The organism is Mycobacterium sp. E2989 (assembly GCF_001667595.1).
Taxonomy (GTDB): Bacteria; Actinomycetota; Actinomycetes; order Mycobacteriales; family Mycobacteriaceae; genus Mycobacterium.
In genome coordinates, this window is record NZ_LZJX01000001.1 from 38,421 (window position 1) to 57,459 (window position 19,039).

Genomic DNA, 19,039 nt, shown 5'->3' on the forward strand with positions numbered 1-19,039 from the left:
GCGCTTGCTGCAGCGGGGCCAGCGCGGACTGCTGCTGCAGCGGCGCCTGCTGCACCGGTGCCTGCGGCGTCGCCGGCTGCTGCACGGGCGCTTGCTGCAGCGGGGCCTGCGCGGTGGGCGCCTGCGCGGCGGGCAGTTGCTGGAGCGGGGGCTGTTGCAGCGGGGCTTGCTGCGCCGGCAGCTGCGCCGGGACCTGCTGCGGCAGCGCCTGGGCCGGCGCCGAGTCGGCGCCGAGGACGCGGACCATGTACGGCGTCATGCCGTTGGCGCGTACCGGCGAGACCTGCACGACGTCGCCGACCTCGAGCATCTGGTTGTTGCCCAGGTACATCGCCACGCTCTGCGTGCCCTCGGGGCCGTAGAAGATTAGGTCGCCCTTGCGCGCCTGCTGGGGCAGGATTTTCTGGCCGACGCGGTAGATCGCCCCGGACGAACGCGGCAGCTTGATGCCGGCGCCGGCGTAGGCGTACTGCATCAGGCCGGAGGCGTCGAACCCGACGGTGTTGATGCCCGTCCCGGTGCCCCGGGTGGGCCCGTTGATGCCGCCGCCGGCCCAGGAGAACGGCACGCCGCGCTGGGAGAGCCCGCGCGCGATCACCACGTCGGTGGCCTGCTGGTAGTCCATCGGCCGGGTGCCCGGGTCGGCGGACGCGATCAGCGGAGCCGCCACCGGCGCCGCGAGCATCGCCAAACCGATCGCGAAGGCGTAGATGCGTTTCATTGTTCTGGCCTCTCAGGGGCTCACGGGCCTCGGCGCGGTGACTTCACGCCTGGGCCGCCTGTTCATGACCCGGGCGGGACCCCCACGTTGGGGCCGACGCCGCTGCATGACGCTTGCGGATGTGACAGCGGGTCAAAGCCCCTGTTTCACATCAGTCACTAAAGCCACTCTGACAACAGAAGTTATTAGCCGCCAGGCCGCCGGGGGATTTTTTGTCGTACCGTGACCGGACGGTGACTGGGTGACCCAATTCCGTATGCGCCGTTGTGATTTGGGTCTCAGTGAAAGCGGCGAGGCCCGGGCCGCGGCGGCGGTGCGCCTACATCCAATAGCGTTCGCTAAAGGTTGTCAGGATCGAGCCGGCGACGGAGCTGACCATGAGCAGCGTGAGGGCCAGCACCGGCCAGAAGGACATGAACCAGCCCTTCAGGATGGAAACGAGCGGGCCGACGACGGCGGCGGCGATCGCCGCGCCGATGCCGCCCCACACCACCGGGCGGATGTAGTAGTCGACCCCGAACGGCACCGGCCCGCAGGTCTCGTCGGCGCACACGTGCTCGAGGAAGCCGAACAGCCGGGTGGGCCAGGTCGTCGCGGTGGCCAGGACGATGAGCAGGGCCAACAGGGCGACCGTGCAGACGACGTCCCACGCGGCCAGCCGCACCCGAATGACCCGCGGGGCTTCGTCGTCGTAGTCGACCAGCGGGGAATCGGTGTCCGCGGCGGGATTGCCCGGCGGATGCGGCGTAGCCATCGGCTCCCATGCTCCCCGATGGCCGGAATTTGTGCGACTCGGCTGCTTTACCCTCGATCACTATGCCTGCGGCGAGGGCCGGGTTGACGCCCGAGCAGATCAGCGCGATCGACGCTGCGCACGTCTGGCACCCCTACAGCACAATCGGTCGCGAGGCCGTCGCACCGGTGGTGGCGGTCGCCGCCCGGGGCGCCCGGCTGACCCTGATCCGGGACGGCGAGCCGATCGACGCGCTCGACGCGATGAGCTCCTGGTGGACGGCCATCCACGGACACGGCCACCCGGCCCTGGACGCGGCGCTGACCGCCCAGCTGGCCACGATGAACCACGTCATGTTCGGTGGGCTCACCCACGAACCGGCCGCGCGGCTGGCGCAGCTGCTGGTGCAGATCACCCCGCCGGGCCTGGACACGGTGTTCTTCAGCGACTCGGGGTCGGTGTCGGTCGAGGTCGCCGTCAAGATGGCGCTGCAGTACTGGCGCAGCCGCGGCCGGCCCGCCAAGCACCGGCTGATGACCTGGCGGGGCGGCTACCACGGGGACACCTTCACCCCGATGAGCGTCTGCGACCCCGACGGCGGCATGCACTCCCTGTGGACCGACATCCTGGCCCGCCAGGTGTTCGCCCCGCAGGTGCCGCGCGACTATGACCCCGCCTACAGCGCGGCGTTCGAACAACAACTGGCGGCGCACGCCGACGAGCTGGCCGCCGTCGTCGTCGAGCCCGTCGTGCAGGGCGCGGGCGGGATGCGCTTCCACGACCCCCGCTACCTGCGCGACCTGCGCGAGTTCTGCCGCCGGCACGGCGTGCTGCTCATCTTCGACGAGATCGCCACCGGCTTCGGCCGCACCGGCGAGCTGTTCGCGGCCGACCACGCCGGGTTGAGCCCGGACATCATGTGCGTCGGCAAGGCGCTGACCGGCGGGTACGTCACGCTCGCGGCCACGCTGTGCACCACCGACATCGCGCACACCATCAGCGCCGGCGAGGCCGGCGCGCTGATGCACGGCCCCACCTTCATGGCCAACCCGCTCGCCTGCGCGGTCTCCGTGGCCAGCGTCGAGCTGCTGCTGGGCCAGGACTGGCGCGCGCGGGTCGGCGAGATCGCCGCCGGGCTGGCCGCCGGGCTCGAACCCGCCCGGGCGCTGCCCGGCGTGACCGACGTGCGGGTGCGCGGGGCGATCGGCGTCATCGAGTGCGACCGCCCGGTCGACCTGGCCGTCGCAACCCCGGCCGCGCTGGATCGCGGCGTCTGGCTGCGTCCGTTCCGCAACCTCGTCTACGCGATGCCGCCCTACATCTGCCCGGCCGCCGAGATCGCCCAGATCACCTCGGCGATGGTCGAGGTGGCCCGGCTCGCCGGCTCTCGTAGTCTTTAGGGCGATGAGGGCACCGATCGAGACTTCCCCGCTGGCCTGGCTGGAGGCGGTGGAGCGCCAGCGCCGCGAGGCCGGGCTGCGTCGCTCGCTGCGGCCGCGCCCCGCCGTGGCGACCGAGCTCGACCTGGCGTCCAACGACTACCTCGGCCTGTCCCAGCACCCCGACGTGATCGACGGCGGCATCGCGGCGCTGCGCATGTGGGGCGCCGGGGCCACCGGCTCGCGGCTGGTCACCGGCGACACCGAACTGCACCAGCAATTCGAGTCCGAGCTCGCCGAATACGTCGGCGCCGCTTCGGGATTGCTGTTCTCGTCGGGCTACGCGGCCAACCTCGGCGCGGTCGTCGGCCTGTCCGGCCGGGGTTCGCTACTGGTGTCCGACGCGCTCTCGCACGCGTCCCTGGTCGACGCCTGCCGGCTGTCGCGGGCCCGCGTGGCCGTCACCGGACACCGCGACGTCGACGCCGTGGAGGCGGCCCTCGCCGGACGCGACGAGGAGCGCGCCGTCGTCATCACCGAGTCGGTCTTCAGCGCCGACGGCGCCCTGGCGCCGCTGCGCGAGCTGCACGAGGTGTGCCGCCGCCACCGCGCGCTGCTGCTCGTCGACGAGGCACACGGCCTGGGCGTGCGCGGCGCCGGGCGCGGGCTGCTGCACGAGCTCGGGCTGGCGGGCGCCCCCGACGTGGTCATGACCACGACGCTGTCCAAGGCGCTGGGCAGCCAGGGCGGCGTGGTGCTCGGGCCGGCGGCGGTGCGGGCGCACCTGATCGACGCGGCGCGGACGTTCATCTTCGACACCGGCCTTGCGCCCGCGGCGGTGGGCGCCGCGCGGTCCGCGCTGAACGTGCTGCGGGCCGAACCGTGGCGACCCGATGCCGTGCTGCGGCACGCCCGCGTCCTGGCCGACGTCTGCGACGTCCCCGAGGCCCCGCAGTCGGCGGTGGTGTCGGTGATCCTGGGGGACCCGGAGGTGGCGCTGGCCGCCGCGACCGCCTGCCTGGACGCCGGCGTGAAGGTGGGCTGCTTCCGGCCCCCGACGGTGCCCGCCGGGACGTCGCGGTTGCGGCTGACCGCGCGCGCGTCGCTGGACGCGGCCGAACTCGACATCGCCCGGCGGGTGCTCGCCGACGTGCTCGCTGTGGCGCGCCCTTGACCGTCCTGGTCATCACGGGGACCGGCACCGGGGTCGGCAAGACCGTCGTCACCGCCGCCCTGGCCTGTCACGCCCGCCGGGCCGGCGTCGACGTGGCGGTGTGCAAGCCGGTCCAGACCGGCACCGCCTCCGGTGACGACGACCTGGCCGAGGTCGCCCGGCTGTCCGGCGTCACCCAACTGGCCGGGCTGGCCCGCTACCCGCAGCCCCTCGCGCCGGCCGCCGCGGCCGAGCAGGCGGGCGCGGCCCTGCCGACCGGCGACGAGTTGCTGCGGCTGGTGACCGGCCTGGACCGCCCGGGGCGGCTGACGCTGGTCGAGGGCGCCGGCGGGCTGCTGGTCGAGCTCGCCGCCGCGGGTGTCACCCTGCGCGACCTTGCCGTCCAGCTGGGGGCCGCGGCGCTGGTCGCGGTCAGTGCGGAACTGGGCACCCTCAACCACACCGCGCTCACTCTGGAAGCGCTTGCCGCGCACAATGTTTCGTGCGCAGGATTGGTGATCGGGAGCTGGCCGGGCCACCCCGGGTCGGTGGAAACATCGAATCGCTCCGCCCTGGCCCGGCTGGGTGCGGTGCGGGCCGCGTTGCCGGCGGGCGCCGGATCGATGGGCGCCGCACAGTTCGCGGACATGAGCGCCGCGGCGTTCGACCGCGACTGGGTCACCGCGCTGGTCCGCTGATGGTGCATTCCATCGAGCTGCTCTTCGACGGCGAGACCGAGGCGACCATCCGCGGGCTGTGGGACGCCCTGGCCGCCGCCGGGATTCCCAGCCAGGCGCCGGCCGGGCGGCCACACGTCACGCTCGCGGTGGCCGACCGCATCGCCGACGAGGCCGACGCCGCGCTGCGCCCGCTGACCGAGCGGTTGCCGGTGGGCTGCGGGGTCGGCGCGTCGTTGCTGCTCGGGCGCTCCAACGCGATCCTGGCCCGGCTCGTCGTGCCGAGCGCCGAGCTGCTCGAGTTCCATGCCGAGGTGCACCGGCTGGCCGGGGAGCACCTGGCCCCCGCGCCGGCGCCCACCAGCCTGCCCGGCCAGTGGACGCCGCACGTCACGCTGGCCCGCCGCGTCGGCGGACCGGCGCTGAGCCGGGCGCTGCGCATCGCGGGGCGCCCCCCGCTCATCGAGGGCAGCTTCGCCGCCCTGCGGCACTGGAACGGGGAGAAGAAGACCGACCACCTGATCGGCTAGCCGCCGAACAGCAGGTACAGCCCGGTGAAGGTGTAGCCCACCATGACCAGCATCATCGTCAACTGCCCGGTGAGCTGATGGCCGCTCGGCAGCAGCCGCAGGGCCTTGTCGTGGGCGGCGATCACCGCGAGGATGTGGCCGGTCACCACGCAGGCCACCTTGATCCCGGCCAGGACCGGCGGATGGGTGGACAGCACGTAGGCCACCTGCTGGTGCGCCAGCCCGCCCCAGCCGCGGCCGAACGGATCGGCCAGCGCGATCACGGCCTGTTGTCCGCGCTCGATGAGGTAGGTCAGGTAGTGGGCGAAGATGTAGCCCACCACGATCGGGATCAGGGAATGCGCCAGCTGGCCCGGCAGCGCGCGGCGCCGCTCGGAGTCGACGCCGCCCGTCGCGCGCGCGGCAAGCGAAAAGGTCACGGCGACAACCGAAATGAAGACGATCAGCCCGAGCGTCCGCAGCAGCGACGACGACGCCGCCGGCGCCAGGCCGATGCCGCGGGAGGCCTTGTCGGCGAAGCCGCGCCATGTCGGCGACGCCGAGAAACTGTCGAACGCCGTGGACCCGAGCAGCACCGCGAGCACCATGACCACGCCGGGGCGCACGGGCAGCGACGGCAGATGGTCGAGGGGGTTCCCGACGACGATGCGCCCGGTTTCGGGGTTGCGGCGAAACGGCGACAGGCGCGACACCGCCATGCTGTACACCCCGAACGGGTCGGCGCGGGCCAGCCAGCGCTGGCCGCACAACCAGGCGCCCACCAGCATGACCACGGCGTACCCGGCCAGCCACGCCCGCACCCACGGCAGCGACGCCGGGTTCGGGCTGGCCAATTCCATCCAGACGAACGCGAACAGGCCCAGCGCCGCCGGGCGGTAGCCCCAGCCCTCGGGATAGGACAACCGCGGCGAGTGCAGGCGGTCGGGCGTGGCGCGGCACAGCAGCAGGTACACCGTCCGCATCGGCGAGAGAACCCGCCAGACGGGCCCGAACAGCAGCGACAGCGCCACCAGCCCGACCCACAGCAGCACGTAGAACGCGCCGAGCAGGGCGTTGGTCTCCGATAGCGGACCCCACACCCCGGCCGCCACCGCCCACGCCGCGAACACCAGACCCAGCGCGGCGGCCGCCCACCGCGTCGCCCGGGCGTCGACGAAGGCGGTGACCGCCGAAGGCAGCGGGCGGCCCGGCTTGCCCGGATCGAACCGCGGCCGCCGCCACGCGAAGGCGACCAGCGCGAAGGTGAACGTCAGCGCCCACGCCGCGCCGACCATCGCGTACATGTACGGCACCGGAAGGTCGCCGGATCCGCCGAGCCCGTGCGCGAGTACCGCGGTCGCGCCGCCCGCGCTCACGGTTGGACTTGGATGGTCGCGATCGTGCGGTCGAGGTGGTGCAGCTCCACCTCGACGTTGCCGGGCACGTCGACGGCGAACTGGAAGGTTTGGTTGGGCGCCACGGCCACCGGGAACTTGTGGTCGGGCGTCGAGTGCACGTGCAGTTCGTCGGCGGCGTCACTGGTCACGCGCAGGGTGATCTGCTGGTGCACCTTGGCCTGCAGCGTGGCGTTGGTGGGCGTCACCTGCCCCTTGGCGATCGTGACGTCGACCGTCGGGCCCGCGGCCGGGGCCTGCTGCTGCGAACCGCCACAGCCGATCAGCGCCCACGCCAGGATCGCCACCCACGCCGCGGCCAGGGCGCTACGCATTCCCATCGATCACGCCGCCCGGGGCGTATCGGGCACCGGGTGCTTTTGTTCCTCGGGCCGCTTCGGGAGGCTGTCGTAGTTGTTGATCCGGCCCGCGCCCCAGCTCAGGGCGGTGATCACCGCCAGCGTCAGGAACAGCACCACGATCCCGCCGGCGGTGAACAGCCAGGCCGGCGCGCTCTGGTCGCGTTCGCGCTGCAGGATGGTGACCTCCAGGACGAACGGCCGCGTGCTGGACGCGAGCGCGGGGACCTCGGGCGCCGGGATGGCGTCGTCGGCCGGCTCGTAGATCGGCACGGCCGTCATCATCCGGCCGTCCTGCACGCGCAACAGCGTCTTCCAGTCACCCCACACCGGGACCGGCTGGGTGGACCGGTAATGCCCGGGCCCCACCTTGGCGAGCTTGTCGATCATCAGGCCCCGGTGGTTCTGCATCCGCCCCTGCCAGGACAGGATCGTCAGCCAGTCCGGGTTGTCGCTGACCATGGTGGTCGGTGAGATCATCACGTCGGCCGAGACCATGCGCTGCCCGGGCGGGCTCGGCTGGTCCGTCAGGGTCACCGTGGCGGTGTTCTTGCTCGGCACGGTGATGTGCAACCCGTTGGCCACCGCCACGCCGATCACCAGCACCGTCAGCGCGACGACGGAGATGCCGAGCCGGCGGCCCGGCAGGCGCTCGCCGGTGAGGACCATGCCGAACATCGCCCCGCAGGTTCCGGTCAGGACGGCCACCGGCACCGCCATGGCCAGCGCCTCGCCCCACATGCTGGTCGGCCACGGGTAGTTGTAGACCGCCCCGATCCACAGCGACTCCAGCCACAGCCCCACGGTGGCCACCGCGAGGCCGGAGACGGCGCCGAAGGCCAGCGGGCGCTTGATCAGCGGGGTCAGGGCCACCAGCTCGACGACGAGGGCGGGGCCGAGGTACAGCGGGAACCAGTTGATCGGGGCGCCGAGGATGGGCCCGACAATCACCGCAACCGCGCCCCGCAGCGCGATGGCGAACACCGCCGCGATGATCGCGGCGCCGCGGCCCATCGTCAGGCGCGCGGCGACGGCCGCCAGCGCGGACGCCGCGGCGATCAGCATCGGCTGAAACACCAGCCGGAACTGCGGGACCCCGAAGTCGAATTCGATCTGATAGACGGACAGGCCGATGAACAACCCGCCGAAGGACAGGTACCGCAGGAACGTGATGAACGCGCCGTGGAATACCTCCCCGGCTTCGTGCGCCTCGCCTTCACGCTCCAGCATCAGCACCGAGAACAGCGAGAAACATGCCCCGCCGATCATCATCAAATGCGTTGGGCCCCAAAGGGTTACGTCTTGGCCGAAGATCCGGTGCCAGATGTCGTCGAGCGGGAACCCGATCATCGCGTACATGCCGCAGCCGGCCATCAGGATGCCGCCGACGGGCGCGTACCAGTTGCGGGTGATGCGCACCGCCGCGGGCCCCGGCTTGTCGAACGGCAGCACCATCGAGACCGCGCCGCCGACGAAGATTCCGAACAGCCCGATGATGATGAAGTAGTGCGCGGGGTTGGCCAGCGGGCCGGGGTCGCGCCCGTTGCCGATGTGCCAGCTGACGTCCCAGATGAACCCGAACAGGGCGCAGATGATGAACGTCGTGAAGATCATGACCGGCAGCGCCACCCAATTGGGCCGGTGGAACTTCTCGCCGAGCTTGTTGGCCACCCGGGTCAGCCACTGGATGCGATGCGTGCGGTGGGCGTAGCCGACCCAGAGCATGACCGCCGCGATCACGACCGCCGCCACTGACAGCCCGATCACCTGGTTGAGGCCGGCGCCGCGCGCCGGCGCCTCGGCAACGAAAGTGAGTTCCGCCGATTTCATCGTCCAACCCTCCCAACAGCGCCCGACCGCCTGGCGAGCTGTGATGCAGCTCGCACGAAGCGGAATGCCCAAATCAGGGGCCGATCAATCACCGATTTTCGTCGGTGCGGCTCTCGGTGTCCTCCGACTCGCCGGGGGAGCGGCGGTCTTTCAGCGCGACGTACAGGATCACGCCGACGACGATGATCGCCGGCAGGAACGCCGGGATCGCCAGCAGGATCATGTGGTGGGCCACATAGGCGACGTGCGGATCGGTCATGGTGGTGAGATACCCCGGCGGACGGCATGTACTGCGGCCGTTACCCTACTTTGAACACTTTTATCCAGGCCACCACGACCGTGGGGCAGGGGGTCGCGCGCGCGGCGCCCGACGATGCAGGGGAGTACTGGTGACTCAAGCGGCAACTCGACCGGTGACCGGCGCCAACGACGCGGACATCCTGGCCGTGGCCCGTGAACAGGTGCTCGAGCGCGGCGAGGGACTGAGTCGGGACCAGGTGCTGCGGGTGCTGCAGCTGCCCGACGACCGGCTCGACGACCTGCTCGAGCTGGCCCACGAGGTGCGGATGCGCTGGTGCGGACCCGAGGTCGAGGTCGAGGGCATCATCAGCCTGAAAACCGGCGGCTGCCCCGAGGACTGCCATTTCTGTTCGCAGTCGGGCCTGTTCGCCTCCCCGGTGCGCAGCGCCCGGCTGGACATCCCGAGCCTGGTCGAGGCCGCCAAACAGACCGCCAAGTCGGGAGCCACCGAGTTCTGCATCGTGGCCGCCGTGCGCGGGCCCGACGAGCGGCTGATGGCCCAGGTCGCGGCCGGCATCGAGGCGATCCGCAACGAGGTCGAGATCAACATCGCCTGCTCGCTGGGGATGCTGACCCCCGAGCAGGTCGAGCAGCTCGCCGAGATGGGCGTGCACCGCTACAACCACAACCTGGAGACCGCCCGCTCGTTCTTCACCAACGTCGTCACCACCCACACCTGGGAAGAGCGCTGGCAGACCCTGTCGATGGTGCGCGACGCCGGCATGGAGGTGTGCTGCGGCGGCATCCTGGGCATGGGCGAGACGCTCGAGCAGCGCGCGGAGTTCGCCGCCGAGCTGGCCGAGCTGGGCCCCGACGAGGTGCCGTTGAACTTCCTCAACCCGCGCCCCGGCACGCCGTTCGGCGACCTGGAGGTGCTGCCGGTGGCCGAGGCGCTGAAGTCGGTGGCCGCGTTCCGGCTGGCCCTGCCGCGCGCGATGCTGCGCTTCGCCGGGGGCCGCGAGATCACGCTGGGCGACCTGGGCGCCAAGAAGGGCATCCTGGGCGGCATCAACGCCGTGATCGTCGGCAACTACCTCACCACGCTCGGCCGGCCGGCCGAGGCCGATCTGGAACTGCTCGACGACCTGCAGATGCCCATCAAGGCGCTCAACGCCACCCTGTAAGAAGCGTGGAAACCGTGGTTGGGGATCTGGGCGCTCCGGTCAGCGCCGGCGTCTACAACGTCTACACCGGCGAATTGGGGGGCACCGCGGTGCCGACGGCGGCGCAGTTGGGCCTGGAGCCGCCGCGGTTCTGTGCCGAATGCGGGCGCCGGATGGTGGTGCAGGTGCGCCCCGACGGCTGGCGGGCGCGGTGCTCGCGGCACGGTGAGGTCGACTCAGTCGACCTGGAGGACCGGCGGTGACCGGGGCCACGGCGGGCAGGCCGCGCTGGCGCGCGATCGCCGGCGCCGGGCTGGGGTCCGCGGCGGCCGGCGCGGTGCTCGGCGGGGTGTGGGGCTGGATCGCCCCGCCGATCCACGCCGTGGTGGCCATGACGCGGGCCGGCGAGCGGGTCCACGACTATCTCGGCACCGAGTCGGAGCACTTCTTCGACGCGCCGAGCCTGATGTTGGGTTTGCTGACCGTGCTGGCGGTGGTGGCGCCGGTGCTGGCGTGGCAGTGGCGCGCGCGCCGCGGGCCGGGGATGGTCGTCGCGCTCACGGCCGGCTTGGTGACCGCCGCCGCGGTCGCGACGGCGGTCGGGGCGGCCGTGGTCCGAATCCGCTTCGGCGCGTTGAACTTCGATGCGGTGCCGCTGGCCAAGGGCCCGTCGGTGGCCTACGTCGTGCAGGCGCCCCCGGTATTCTTCGCGGACCACCCGCTGCAGGTGGCGCTGACGCTGCTGTGGCCGGCCGCTATCGCGGCGCTGGTGTATGCGGTGTTCGCGGCCGCGGACGCCCGCGACGACCTGGGGGTCCCGCCGGCGGGCGACCGCTCGTCGGCCGCGTTGCCGGTGTCTTCAGGGGGCGCCGCCGAAGCGGCCGTGTCATAGCGGGCGGCGGTGAATGCTGCGGCCGAAGACGACCTTCGCCGCGATCTTGGCCAGCCGGGCCATCCCGACGTAGGTCATCGGATGGAACATCGTGGGCCAGGTGGTGCGGATCAGGTGCTCGGTCAGCGGCCTGCCGTCGAACCGGTCCGTGAGCCAGCGCAGCGTCATCGGCGCCGACAGCGGGTGCAGCAGCATGTGCTCGTTGAACGCGTCCCGGTGGTAGGTGACCCGCGCGCCGCCGGCCGAGTAGGCGTCGGCGAGCACGTCGATGTCGTTGACGTCGATCAGGTAGTCGTGGACGGCCTGCACGATCAACACCGGCGGCGTCGGCACGGCGGCGCCCAGCTTGATGCTCTCGAAGACGTGCGTGACCTCGGGCGTCGACAGGATGGTCTCGAGCGGCTCGTCGAGGTAGTCGCCCATGTTCTTGCCGGCCATCTTCACGACCGCCTCCACGGTGGTCATTTTCTCCAGCGACTCGAGCAGGGCGCGGCCCTCCTCGTTGCTGTGCTCCTTGATCACCCGGTCCAGCTCGGGGTAGATGTGGGCGAGTGCGGCGACCACCAGCGCCGGCAGACCCGACAGGAAACTGCCGTTGAGCCTGCGGAAGGTGTTGCCCAGGTCGCCGACGGGCGATCCCAGCACCGCCCCGACGATGTCCAGTTCGGGCGCGTAGTCGGCGCACATCTCGGCCGCCCAGGCGCTGGCCAGGCCGCCGCCGGAGTAGCCCCACAGCCCGATCGGCGCCGCCGGCGACAGCCCGAGGCGTTCCGAGCCCAGGGCGGCCCGGATGCCGTCGAGGACCCGGTAGCCGGGTTCGTACGGCGCGCCCCACAGCCCGCGCAGCCCCTCGTGGTCGGGCACCGAGACGGCCCAGCCCTCGGCCACCGCGGCGGCGATCAGGAACAGCTCGAACTGGCCGATCGATCCGAGGGCCTTCGCCCGGCGTCGCAGCGCGTAGGACGGGAAGCAACGCGACGACACCGCGTCGATCGCGCACTGGTAGGACAGCAGCGGGCAGGGCCGCTCCGGGGCGAGTTCGGCGGGGACGATCACCGTGGTCGCCGCCGCCTCGGGCTCGCCGTGCATGTCCATCGTCCGGTAGAGCAGCTGGACGGCCTTGATCGGCTGCGGGATCAGCCCCAGGAAGGCGAGCTCGACGTCGCGGGAGCGCAGCACCGTCCCGGGCTCGGCGTGCTGGAAGCCGAGCGGCGGCTGGTAGAACGGGTCGTCCGAGGGCAGCAGCGGGCGGATCTTGCGCTGCAGTTCCTCGTGCGGCGGCCGGGCGATCCATTCCGCGCCACGCGTGCCTGCCAGATTGCCGAGCTCAGCCATTGAGGCTCCCTTCTAGGCCATCCGGCATTCTCGCGCACCAACGGCAGGTAACCAAAACGTAATCGCCGTGTGTGAGCGAGTTCGTCTGTGTGCCCGCAGGTAAGACGCGCCACTGATGGCGCCTTAGTCGCGTCCCCCGGAAGACCTTCCGGTCCAGTTTAGTGGAGGCGGCGGCGGGCCCCGGTCGTCAAATCTGGCCCGGCGGCCGCAGCGCGGCAAATTCGTCGGTGACCCGCAGCCTCGAGTCGGTGAAGTGGTAGAGGGCCGCCGGCCGCCCGCCGCTGCGCCCGGACTGCGCGATGGTGCCGGTCGCCGTGATGACCCCGCGGCGGGCCAACACCCGCTGCAGGTTGGTGGCGTCGACCTGGTAACCCAGCGCGGCACCGTAGATGTCACGCAGCGTTGAAAGAGCGAATTCCTTTGGCGCCAAGGCGAATCCGATGTTGGTGTACGACATCTTGGCAACCAGCCTGGTGCGGGCGTGCTCCACCATCGGGCCGTGGTCGAACGCCATCGGGGGCAGCGCACTCACCGGGTGCCAGCGGGTGTCCGGCGGCAGTTCCGGGGTGGCGGGGGAGGGCACCAGGCCCAGGAAGGTCGAGGCGATCACCCGGTTGCCCGGCACCCGCTGCGGATCGGAGAACACCGCCAGCTGCTCGAGGTGGGCCAGCTCTTTGAGGTCCACCTTTTCGGCCAGCTGGCGCAGCACCGAGGTGGTCATGTCCTCCTCGTTGCGCAGCCGCCCGCCGGGCAGCGACCAGGCGCCCTTCTGCGGGTCTTTGGCGCGTTGCCACAACAGCACGTTCAGCTGCGGTTTCTGTCTTCGCGGTGCCGCCGTTACCTGGCGAACCTGAAACACGACCGCAAGCACCTCGTGTTCAGTGCTAGTATGGCCCATGTTTTCGATTATAAGTCGAAAACCTGTCGGGCTGAAAGGAGCCGCCGTGACGGTTATCAATCGCATGGACACGCTCGCCGAAGACATGATCGCCGACGTCACCAATTCGCCCACCGGCTACGCCGGCGTGGACGGCGACGCGCAATGGGCCGCCGAGATCCGCCGGCTGGCCAACCTGCGCGGCGCCACCGTGCTCGCGCACAACTACCAGCTGCCCGCCATCCAGGACGTCGCCGACCACGTCGGCGACTCGCTCGCGCTGTCCCGGATCGCCGCCGAGGCGCCCGAGGACACGATCGTGTTCTGCGGCGTGCACTTCATGGCCGAGACCGCCAAGATCCTGAGCCCCGACAAGACGGTCCTCATCCCCGACCAGCGGGCGGGCTGCTCGCTGGCCGACTCGATCACCGCCGACGAACTGCGCGCCTGGAAGGCCGAGCACCCCGGCGCCGTCGTCGTCTCCTACGTCAACACCACCGCCGCGGTGAAGGCGCTCACCGACATCTGCTGCACGTCGTCCAACGCCGTGGACGTGGTGAACTCGATCGACCCCGACCGTGAGGTCTTGTTCTGCCCGGACCAGTTCCTCGGAGCGCACGTGCGCCGGATGACCGGCCGGACGAACATGCACGTGTGGGCCGGCGAATGCCACGTCCACGCCGGGATCAACGGCGAAGAGCTGTCCGAGCAGGCCCGGGCCAACCCGGACGCCGACCTGTACGTGCACCCCGAATGTGGTTGCGCCACTTCGGCGTTGTACCTCGCCGGCGAAGGCGCCTTCCCGGCCGAGCGGGTCAAGATCCTGTCCACCGGAGGCATGCTGGACGCCGCGCACCACACCCGGGTCCGCAAGGTGCTGGTCGCCACCGAGGTCGGCATGCTGCACCAATTGCGCCGGGCCGCACCGCAAGTCGACTTCCGCGCGGTGAACGACCGCGCGTCGTGCAAGTACATGAAGATGATCACGCCCGCGGCGCTGCTGCGCTGCCTGGTGGAGGGCGCCGACGAGGTCGACGTCGACCCCGAGATTGCCGCCGCGGGTCGGCGCAGCGTGCAGCGCATGATCGCAATCGGTCAACCGGGCGGCGGCGAATGATCGTCCGGCCGGCCTGGACGCACAGCGCCGACGTCGTCGTCATCGGTACCGGCGTCGCGGGTCTGGCCGCGGCGCTGGCCGCCCACCGCGCCGGGCGCAGCGTCGTCGTGCTGAGCAAGGCCGACCAGGCGCGCGGGGTGACCGCCACCCACTACGCCCAGGGCGGCATCGCGGTGGTCCTGCCCGACAACGACGACTCCGTCGAGGCCCACGTCGCCGACACCGTGACCGCGGGCGCGGGCCTCTGCGATCTCGACGCGGTGACCTCGATCGTCGCCGACGGCTACCTCGCGGTGTCCGAATTGGTCGGTGCCGGAGCGCGATTCGACGAGGCGGTGCCTGGCCGCTGGGACGTGACGCGCGAGGGCGGCCACTCGCGCCGGCGGATCGTGCACGCGGGCGGGGACGCCACCGGCGCCGAGGTGCAGCGCGCGCTCGACCACGCCGCCCGGCTGCTCGACATCCGGACAAGCCACGTCGCCCTGTGCGTGTTGCACGACGGCTCCTTGGGCGGAGAAGCCGTGACCGGCGTCGCGGTCGGCAACCCCGACGGGTACGGCATCATCAGCGCGCCCGCGGTGATCCTGGCTTCCGGCGGGCTCGGCCACCTCTACGCCGCGACCACCAACCCCGAAGGCTCCACCGGCGACGGCATCGCCCTGGCGCTGTGGGCCGGCGTCGCCGTCAGCGACCTCGAGTTCATCCAGTTCCACCCGACGATGCTCTACGGTGGCGGGGCCGGCGGGCGGCGCCCGCTGGTCACCGAGGCCATCCGCGGTGAGGGCGCGATACTGGTTGACCGGCAAGGCAATTCGGTCACCGCGGGTGTTCACCCGATGGGCGACCTGGCGCCGCGGGACGTCGTCGCGGCCGCCATCGACGCGCGGCTGAAGGCCACCGGCGACCCGTGCGTCTTCCTGGACGCGCGCAATATCGGGGGGTTCGCGGCCCGCTTCCCGACCGTGACCGCCGCGTGCCGGGCCGCCGGCATCGACCCGGTCCGCCAACCCATCCCGGTCGTGCCGGGGGCGCATTACAGCTGCGGCGGCGTGGTCACCGACGTGCACGGGCAGACCGAGCTGCCCGGGCTGTTCGCCGCCGGCGAGGTGGCGCGCACCGGCATGCACGGCGCCAACCGGCTGGCGTCCAACAGCCTGCTGGAAGGCCTGGTGGTCGGGGGGCGGGCCGGCAAGGCCGCGGCCGCGCACGCGGTGGCGGCGGGGCGGGTCCGGGCGACCGCGCCCGAGCCGAGCGTGCACACCGCCCCGCGGCGCGCCGAACTGCAGGCCTCGATGAGCCGCGACGCCTCGGTGGTGCGCGACGCCGCGGGACTGAACCGGCTGTCCGACGCGCTGTCCGGGGCGCCCGCCCGGGCCATCGCGGGCCGCCGCGACTTCGAGGACGTCGCGCTGACGGTGGCCGCGCGCGCGGTGACCGCCGCGGCCCTGGCCCGCAGCGAGAGCCGCGGCTGCCACCACCGCGCCGAGCACCCGGACCCGGCCCCGGAACAGGCCCGCAGCAGCGTGCTGCGGCTGGCCGACGACCAGGTGCTGGTGGAGGCGCTGGCGGCGGTGGGCTGATGATGCAGCCCGAGGAACGCAGCGCTGCCCAGGACACCATCCGGCGCGCGCTGGAAGAGGACCTGCGTTACGGCCCCGACGTCACCACGCTGGCGACGGTGCCCGCCGGCGCGGTGGCCACCGCGTCGATGGTGCCCCGGGAGCCGGGCGTGATCGCCGGCGTCGAGGTCGCGCTGCTGGTCCTCGACGCCGTCCTCGCCGGGGGCTACGACGTGCTGCACCGCGTCGACGACGGCGCCCGGTTGCAGCCGGGCGAGCCGGTGCTGACCGTGCGCGCGGACACCCGCGGCCTGTTGACCGCCGAGCGGACCATGCTGAACCTGGTCTGCCACCTGTCCGGCATCGCCACCACGACGGCGGCCTGGGTGGCGGCCGTGGACGGCACCAAGGCCAAGGTCCGCGACACCCGCAAGACCCTGCCCGGGCTGCGCGCCCTGCAGAAGTACGCGGTCCGGGTCGGCGGGGGCGTCAACCACCGGCTGGGGCTGGGGGATGCGGCGCTCATCAAGGACAACCACGTGGTGGCCGCCGGCTCGGTGGTCGACGCGCTGCGGGCGGTGCGCGACGCGGCCCCGGAGCTGCCGTGCGAGGTCGAGGTGGACTCCCTCGAGCAGCTGGACGAGGTGCTGGCCGAAAAGCCGGAACTGGTCCTGCTGGACAACTTCCCGGTGTGGCAGACGCAGATGGCCGTGCAGCGCCGCGACGCCCGGGCCCCCGCCGTCCTGCTGGAGTCCTCCGGCGGGCTAAACCTCGACAACGCCGCCACGTACGCGGCCACCGGGGTGGACTACCTGGCCGTCGGCGCGCTCACGCATTCGGTACGCGCGCTCGACGTCGGCCTGGATATGTAGGGCTTACCGGACGGTCATCCCCGGGCCATCGTATCGGCTGCGGAACGTGCCGAAAGCGCGTCGAGCACAGCGTATTCCGCTTCGTAGACCGCGGCCTCGGCGAAGTCGATGGTGTCGAGCGCGTAGCCGATGGCCATGTTGGCGTAGGCGTCCATCTCCTTGGCTTCGTGCTCGGCCTTCGTCTCCGCCATGTCCTTGCGGATCTTCGCGACGTGTGACTTCCATTTCTCGGCGATTTCCTGCCAGTGCTTCGACGCCTCGTCGTGGGCGGCGACTGCCCGGTCTTGAAGGTGATCGGCTGCGTGGTCCGCCTTTTCGCGCGCGCGGGCCGCGTCGGCCTGGACCTGTTCGCGGGCTTGCTGCGCCGCCGCGCGCACCTTGTCGTTCGCCTCCCTGGCGGCGGTGGAGATTTTCTCGAACCGGGCGGTCAGGTCGTTCTCGGCCATTGGGAGATCCCTTCTGCTCAGAGGGGTTGATCGTGCAGTTGTCATCGTCTCGCCGCTCCGGGAAGCGCCGTAGGGTCCTAAGTCCTTGGTCCCCAACAACCTTGACAACCGCCGTGACGGTTTTCACACCCGCACCGCCGCGCCGCCGGACAGCAGCGTGCGCGCCGCCGGCTTGGCCGCGTCCAGCGCGCCCGCGTCACCGGAGGTCCGGGACAGGATCAGTGCCCCCTCGATCAGCGAGATCACCGCCAGCGCAACCCGGTTGGCCTCGTCCTCGGCCCAGCCGTCGGAGCGCAGCCGTTCCTCGACCGCCGCGCACCAGCCGGCGAAGGCGCGCGCCGACGCCTCGCGCACCAGCGGGCTCGCGTTCACCGACTCGGTGGCGATCGGCTCGATCGGGCAGCCGTCGCGCCGGTCACCGGCCAACCCCGCCGCCAGCAGGTCGATCCAGCGATCGACGATGTCGGCCGGCGGCCGGCCCGTCGCCAGGAACCGGCGCAGCAATTGCTCGATACCCGTCCCCTCGGTCTCGACAACCGCCGCGGCCAACTGCTGCTTGCCCCGCGGGAAGTGGTGATACAGCGAACCGGGCTTGACACCGGCCTCCTCGAGGATCTGATTCAGGCCGGTCGCCGCGTAGCCCTGCCGGCGAAACAGGGTGGCGGCCTTCTCGATCAACGCGGTGCGGCTGCGATCCGGTCTCGGCATGCTCTTGACTTTACTTGAATGATCACTCAAGAATGCAGAGATGAGGCAGCTGACATACGAAGACACCGGGCGGTACTCGTGGCGGGAGGTGCCCGAACCCCAGCTCGGCGCGCCCGAGCAGGCGCTGGTCCGGCCGCTGGCCGTGGCGTGTTGCGACCTCGATGTCGCGGTGTGCAACGGGCGGCTACCGCTGCCACCGGGGTACGCGGTGGGGCACGAGGGATTGGCCGAGGTCGTCGCCGTCGGCGACGCCGTCAGGGGCGCCCGGGTCGGCGACCGCGTCGTGGTGCCGTTCCAGATCAACTGCGGGGACTGCCGCGAATGCCGCCGCGGCGTCACCGGTTCGTGCAGCGCCGTGCCGTTCATGGCGGCCTACGGGATGGCGCCGATCGCCGGCCTGGACGGCGGCGGCTTCATGTCCGACTTGGTGCTGGTCCCGTACGCCGACGCGATGCTGATCCCGCTGCCCGACGGCGTCGACCCCGTTTCGGTCGCGTCCCTGTCGGACAACATTCCCGACGGCTGGCGCACCGTCGGGCCGTTCGGTGCCGAACTGGACGCGCTCGACCCGGTCGATCGCCGCGTCCTCGTGCTCGGACGCCTGTCGATCGGCCTGTACTCGGCGGCGATCGCCGCGGCGCTGGGCGCCCACGTCGACTACGTCGACACCGACCCGCAGCGGCTGGCCGCCGCGGAGAAGCTCGGCGCGGTGGCCCACGACGCTGCCAAACCCGACAAGTCGTGGGGCGCTTACCCGGTCACCGTGCACACCACCAGCGATCCGGCGCTGCTGGCGGCGACGCTGCGGGCGACCTGGCCGGACGGCGTGTGCACCGACACCGGCATCTACCCCGAATACCGGGTCGAGATGCCGTTGCTGCCGATGTACTCGCGCGGCGTGCGGTTCATCACCGGACGCGTCAGCGCGCGCACGGTCATCCCGCGGGTGCTCGAACTGCTGGCGGGCGGCTTGAACGTGGCGCCGGCCGTCGACCGCGTCGTCGCCTGGGAAGACGCCCCCTCGGCCTGGCCGGCGATGACCGGCAAGACGGTCTTCACCCGGGCGTAGGTGGTC

20 protein-coding genes and 1 pseudogene are annotated in these 19,039 nt (G+C 71.7%); 11 read left to right on the forward strand and 10 right to left on the reverse strand.

Annotated elements, in window-relative coordinates; translation table 11 throughout:
• Window positions 1-40: 40 nt before the first annotated feature.
• Window positions 41-721: pseudogene (gene ripD, locus A5680_RS00175) on the reverse strand (NlpC/P60 family peptidoglycan-binding protein RipD); the annotation flags it as partial.
• Between the two features lie 319 nt (window positions 722-1,040).
• Window positions 1,041-1,475: a hypothetical protein gene (locus A5680_RS00180; RefSeq protein ID WP_055404183.1), complete on the reverse strand. Its 435-nt coding sequence runs from the start codon at window positions 1,473-1,475 to the stop codon at window positions 1,041-1,043.
• A 62-nt stretch (window positions 1,476-1,537) separates the two neighbouring features.
• Between A5680_RS00180 and A5680_RS00185 the strand changes: the two genes are divergently transcribed.
• Genes A5680_RS00185 through A5680_RS00200 form a run of 4 tightly spaced genes read left to right on the forward strand, consistent with a single transcriptional unit; the run spans window position 1,538 to window position 5,193 of the window.
• Window positions 1,538-2,854 carry an adenosylmethionine--8-amino-7-oxononanoate transaminase gene (locus A5680_RS00185; RefSeq protein ID WP_067814895.1) on the forward strand — a complete coding sequence of 439 codons (1,317 nt, stop codon included), beginning with the start codon at window positions 1,538-1,540 and terminating at the stop codon, window positions 2,852-2,854.
• Between the two features lie 4 nt (window positions 2,855-2,858).
• On the forward strand, window positions 2,859-4,007 hold the full coding sequence (locus A5680_RS00190; RefSeq protein WP_067814897.1) for an 8-amino-7-oxononanoate synthase: 1,149 nt from the start codon (window positions 2,859-2,861) through the stop codon (window positions 4,005-4,007).
• Window positions 4,004-4,684, forward strand: coding sequence for a dethiobiotin synthase (bioD, locus tag A5680_RS00195; RefSeq protein WP_067814900.1), 681 nt, complete (start codon window positions 4,004-4,006; stop codon window positions 4,682-4,684). The genes A5680_RS00190 and bioD overlap by 4 nt, the downstream gene beginning before the upstream one ends.
• Window positions 4,684-5,193, forward strand: a complete 510-nt coding sequence (locus A5680_RS00200) for a 2'-5' RNA ligase family protein (RefSeq protein WP_067814903.1) — start codon at window positions 4,684-4,686, stop codon at window positions 5,191-5,193. Before bioD ends, A5680_RS00200 begins: the two co-directional genes overlap by 1 nt.
• Here A5680_RS00200 and A5680_RS00205 read toward each other — a convergent pair.
• From A5680_RS00205 to A5680_RS25950, 4 genes are all read right to left on the reverse strand, one after another.
• Window positions 5,190-6,476 carry a hypothetical protein gene (locus A5680_RS00205; RefSeq protein ID WP_369827575.1) on the reverse strand — a complete coding sequence of 429 codons (1,287 nt, stop codon included), beginning with the start codon at window positions 6,474-6,476 and terminating at the stop codon, window positions 5,190-5,192. The two genes, A5680_RS00200 and A5680_RS00205, sit on opposite strands and share 4 nt — an antisense overlap.
• A 68-nt stretch (window positions 6,477-6,544) precedes the next feature.
• Window positions 6,545-6,901, reverse strand: a complete 357-nt coding sequence (locus A5680_RS00210; protein ID WP_369827577.1) for a hypothetical protein — start codon at window positions 6,899-6,901, stop codon at window positions 6,545-6,547.
• 9 nt (window positions 6,902-6,910) lie between these two features.
• Window positions 6,911-8,755, reverse strand: a complete 1,845-nt coding sequence (locus A5680_RS00215) for a hypothetical protein (RefSeq protein WP_067814912.1) — start codon at window positions 8,753-8,755, stop codon at window positions 6,911-6,913.
• 88 nt (window positions 8,756-8,843) lie between these two features.
• The gene (locus A5680_RS25950; protein WP_197281283.1) at window positions 8,844-9,014 is read right to left on the reverse strand and encodes a hypothetical protein; all 171 of its coding nucleotides are present in this window, start codon (window positions 9,012-9,014) and stop codon (window positions 8,844-8,846) included.
• Between the two features lie 130 nt (window positions 9,015-9,144).
• Between A5680_RS25950 and bioB the strand changes: the two genes are divergently transcribed.
• Genes bioB through A5680_RS00230 form a run of 3 tightly spaced genes read left to right on the forward strand, consistent with a single transcriptional unit; the run spans window position 9,145 to window position 11,050 of the window.
• On the forward strand, window positions 9,145-10,179 hold the full coding sequence (gene bioB, locus A5680_RS00220) for a biotin synthase BioB (RefSeq protein ID WP_067814915.1): 1,035 nt from the start codon (window positions 9,145-9,147) through the stop codon (window positions 10,177-10,179).
• A gap of 14 nt (window positions 10,180-10,193) precedes the next feature.
• Entirely contained in the window at window positions 10,194-10,421 is a 228-nt protein-coding gene (locus A5680_RS00225; RefSeq protein WP_055404217.1) for a hypothetical protein, read from the forward strand.
• Entirely contained in the window at window positions 10,418-11,050 is a 633-nt protein-coding gene (locus tag A5680_RS00230) for a DUF2567 domain-containing protein (RefSeq protein ID WP_055404193.1), read from the forward strand. Before A5680_RS00225 ends, A5680_RS00230 begins: the two co-directional genes overlap by 4 nt.
• On the opposite strand, the gene A5680_RS00235 is transcribed toward A5680_RS00230, so the two are convergent.
• Window positions 11,045-12,385 carry a lipase family protein gene (locus A5680_RS00235; protein WP_055404194.1) on the reverse strand — a complete coding sequence of 447 codons (1,341 nt, stop codon included), beginning with the start codon at window positions 12,383-12,385 and terminating at the stop codon, window positions 11,045-11,047. The genes A5680_RS00230 and A5680_RS00235 overlap by 6 nt on opposite strands.
• A 187-nt stretch (window positions 12,386-12,572) precedes the next feature.
• Window positions 12,573-13,283, reverse strand: a complete 711-nt coding sequence (locus A5680_RS00240) for an NUDIX domain-containing protein (RefSeq protein ID WP_067814919.1) — start codon at window positions 13,281-13,283, stop codon at window positions 12,573-12,575.
• Between the two features lie 46 nt (window positions 13,284-13,329).
• On the opposite strand from A5680_RS00240, the gene nadA reads away from it, so the two are divergent.
• Genes nadA through nadC form a run of 3 tightly spaced genes read left to right on the forward strand, consistent with a single transcriptional unit; the run spans window position 13,330 to window position 16,810 of the window.
• Window positions 13,330-14,379, forward strand: a complete 1,050-nt coding sequence (nadA, locus tag A5680_RS00245) for a quinolinate synthase NadA (RefSeq protein WP_067814922.1) — start codon at window positions 13,330-13,332, stop codon at window positions 14,377-14,379.
• Window positions 14,376-15,959, forward strand: coding sequence for an L-aspartate oxidase (locus A5680_RS00250; protein WP_067814927.1), 1,584 nt, complete (start codon window positions 14,376-14,378; stop codon window positions 15,957-15,959). The genes nadA and A5680_RS00250 overlap by 4 nt, the downstream gene beginning before the upstream one ends.
• Window positions 15,959-16,810, forward strand: a complete 852-nt coding sequence (gene nadC, locus A5680_RS00255) for a carboxylating nicotinate-nucleotide diphosphorylase (protein ID WP_055404198.1) — start codon at window positions 15,959-15,961, stop codon at window positions 16,808-16,810. The genes A5680_RS00250 and nadC overlap by 1 nt, the downstream gene beginning before the upstream one ends.
• A gap of 14 nt (window positions 16,811-16,824) precedes the next feature.
• On the opposite strand, the gene A5680_RS00260 is transcribed toward nadC, so the two are convergent.
• Both A5680_RS00260 and A5680_RS00265 read right to left on the reverse strand, forming a co-directional pair.
• On the reverse strand, window positions 16,825-17,256 hold the full coding sequence (locus tag A5680_RS00260; RefSeq protein WP_067814929.1) for a hypothetical protein: 432 nt from the start codon (window positions 17,254-17,256) through the stop codon (window positions 16,825-16,827).
• A gap of 123 nt (window positions 17,257-17,379) precedes the next feature.
• The gene (locus A5680_RS00265) at window positions 17,380-17,964 is read right to left on the reverse strand and encodes a TetR/AcrR family transcriptional regulator (protein ID WP_067814932.1); all 585 of its coding nucleotides are present in this window, start codon (window positions 17,962-17,964) and stop codon (window positions 17,380-17,382) included.
• A 40-nt stretch (window positions 17,965-18,004) separates the two neighbouring features.
• Here A5680_RS00265 and A5680_RS00270 point away from each other — a divergent pair, with 40 nt between their 5' ends.
• Window positions 18,005-19,033, forward strand: coding sequence for a zinc-binding dehydrogenase (locus A5680_RS00270; RefSeq protein WP_067814938.1), 1,029 nt, complete (start codon window positions 18,005-18,007; stop codon window positions 19,031-19,033).
• The last annotated feature ends 6 nt before the right edge of the window (window positions 19,034-19,039 follow it).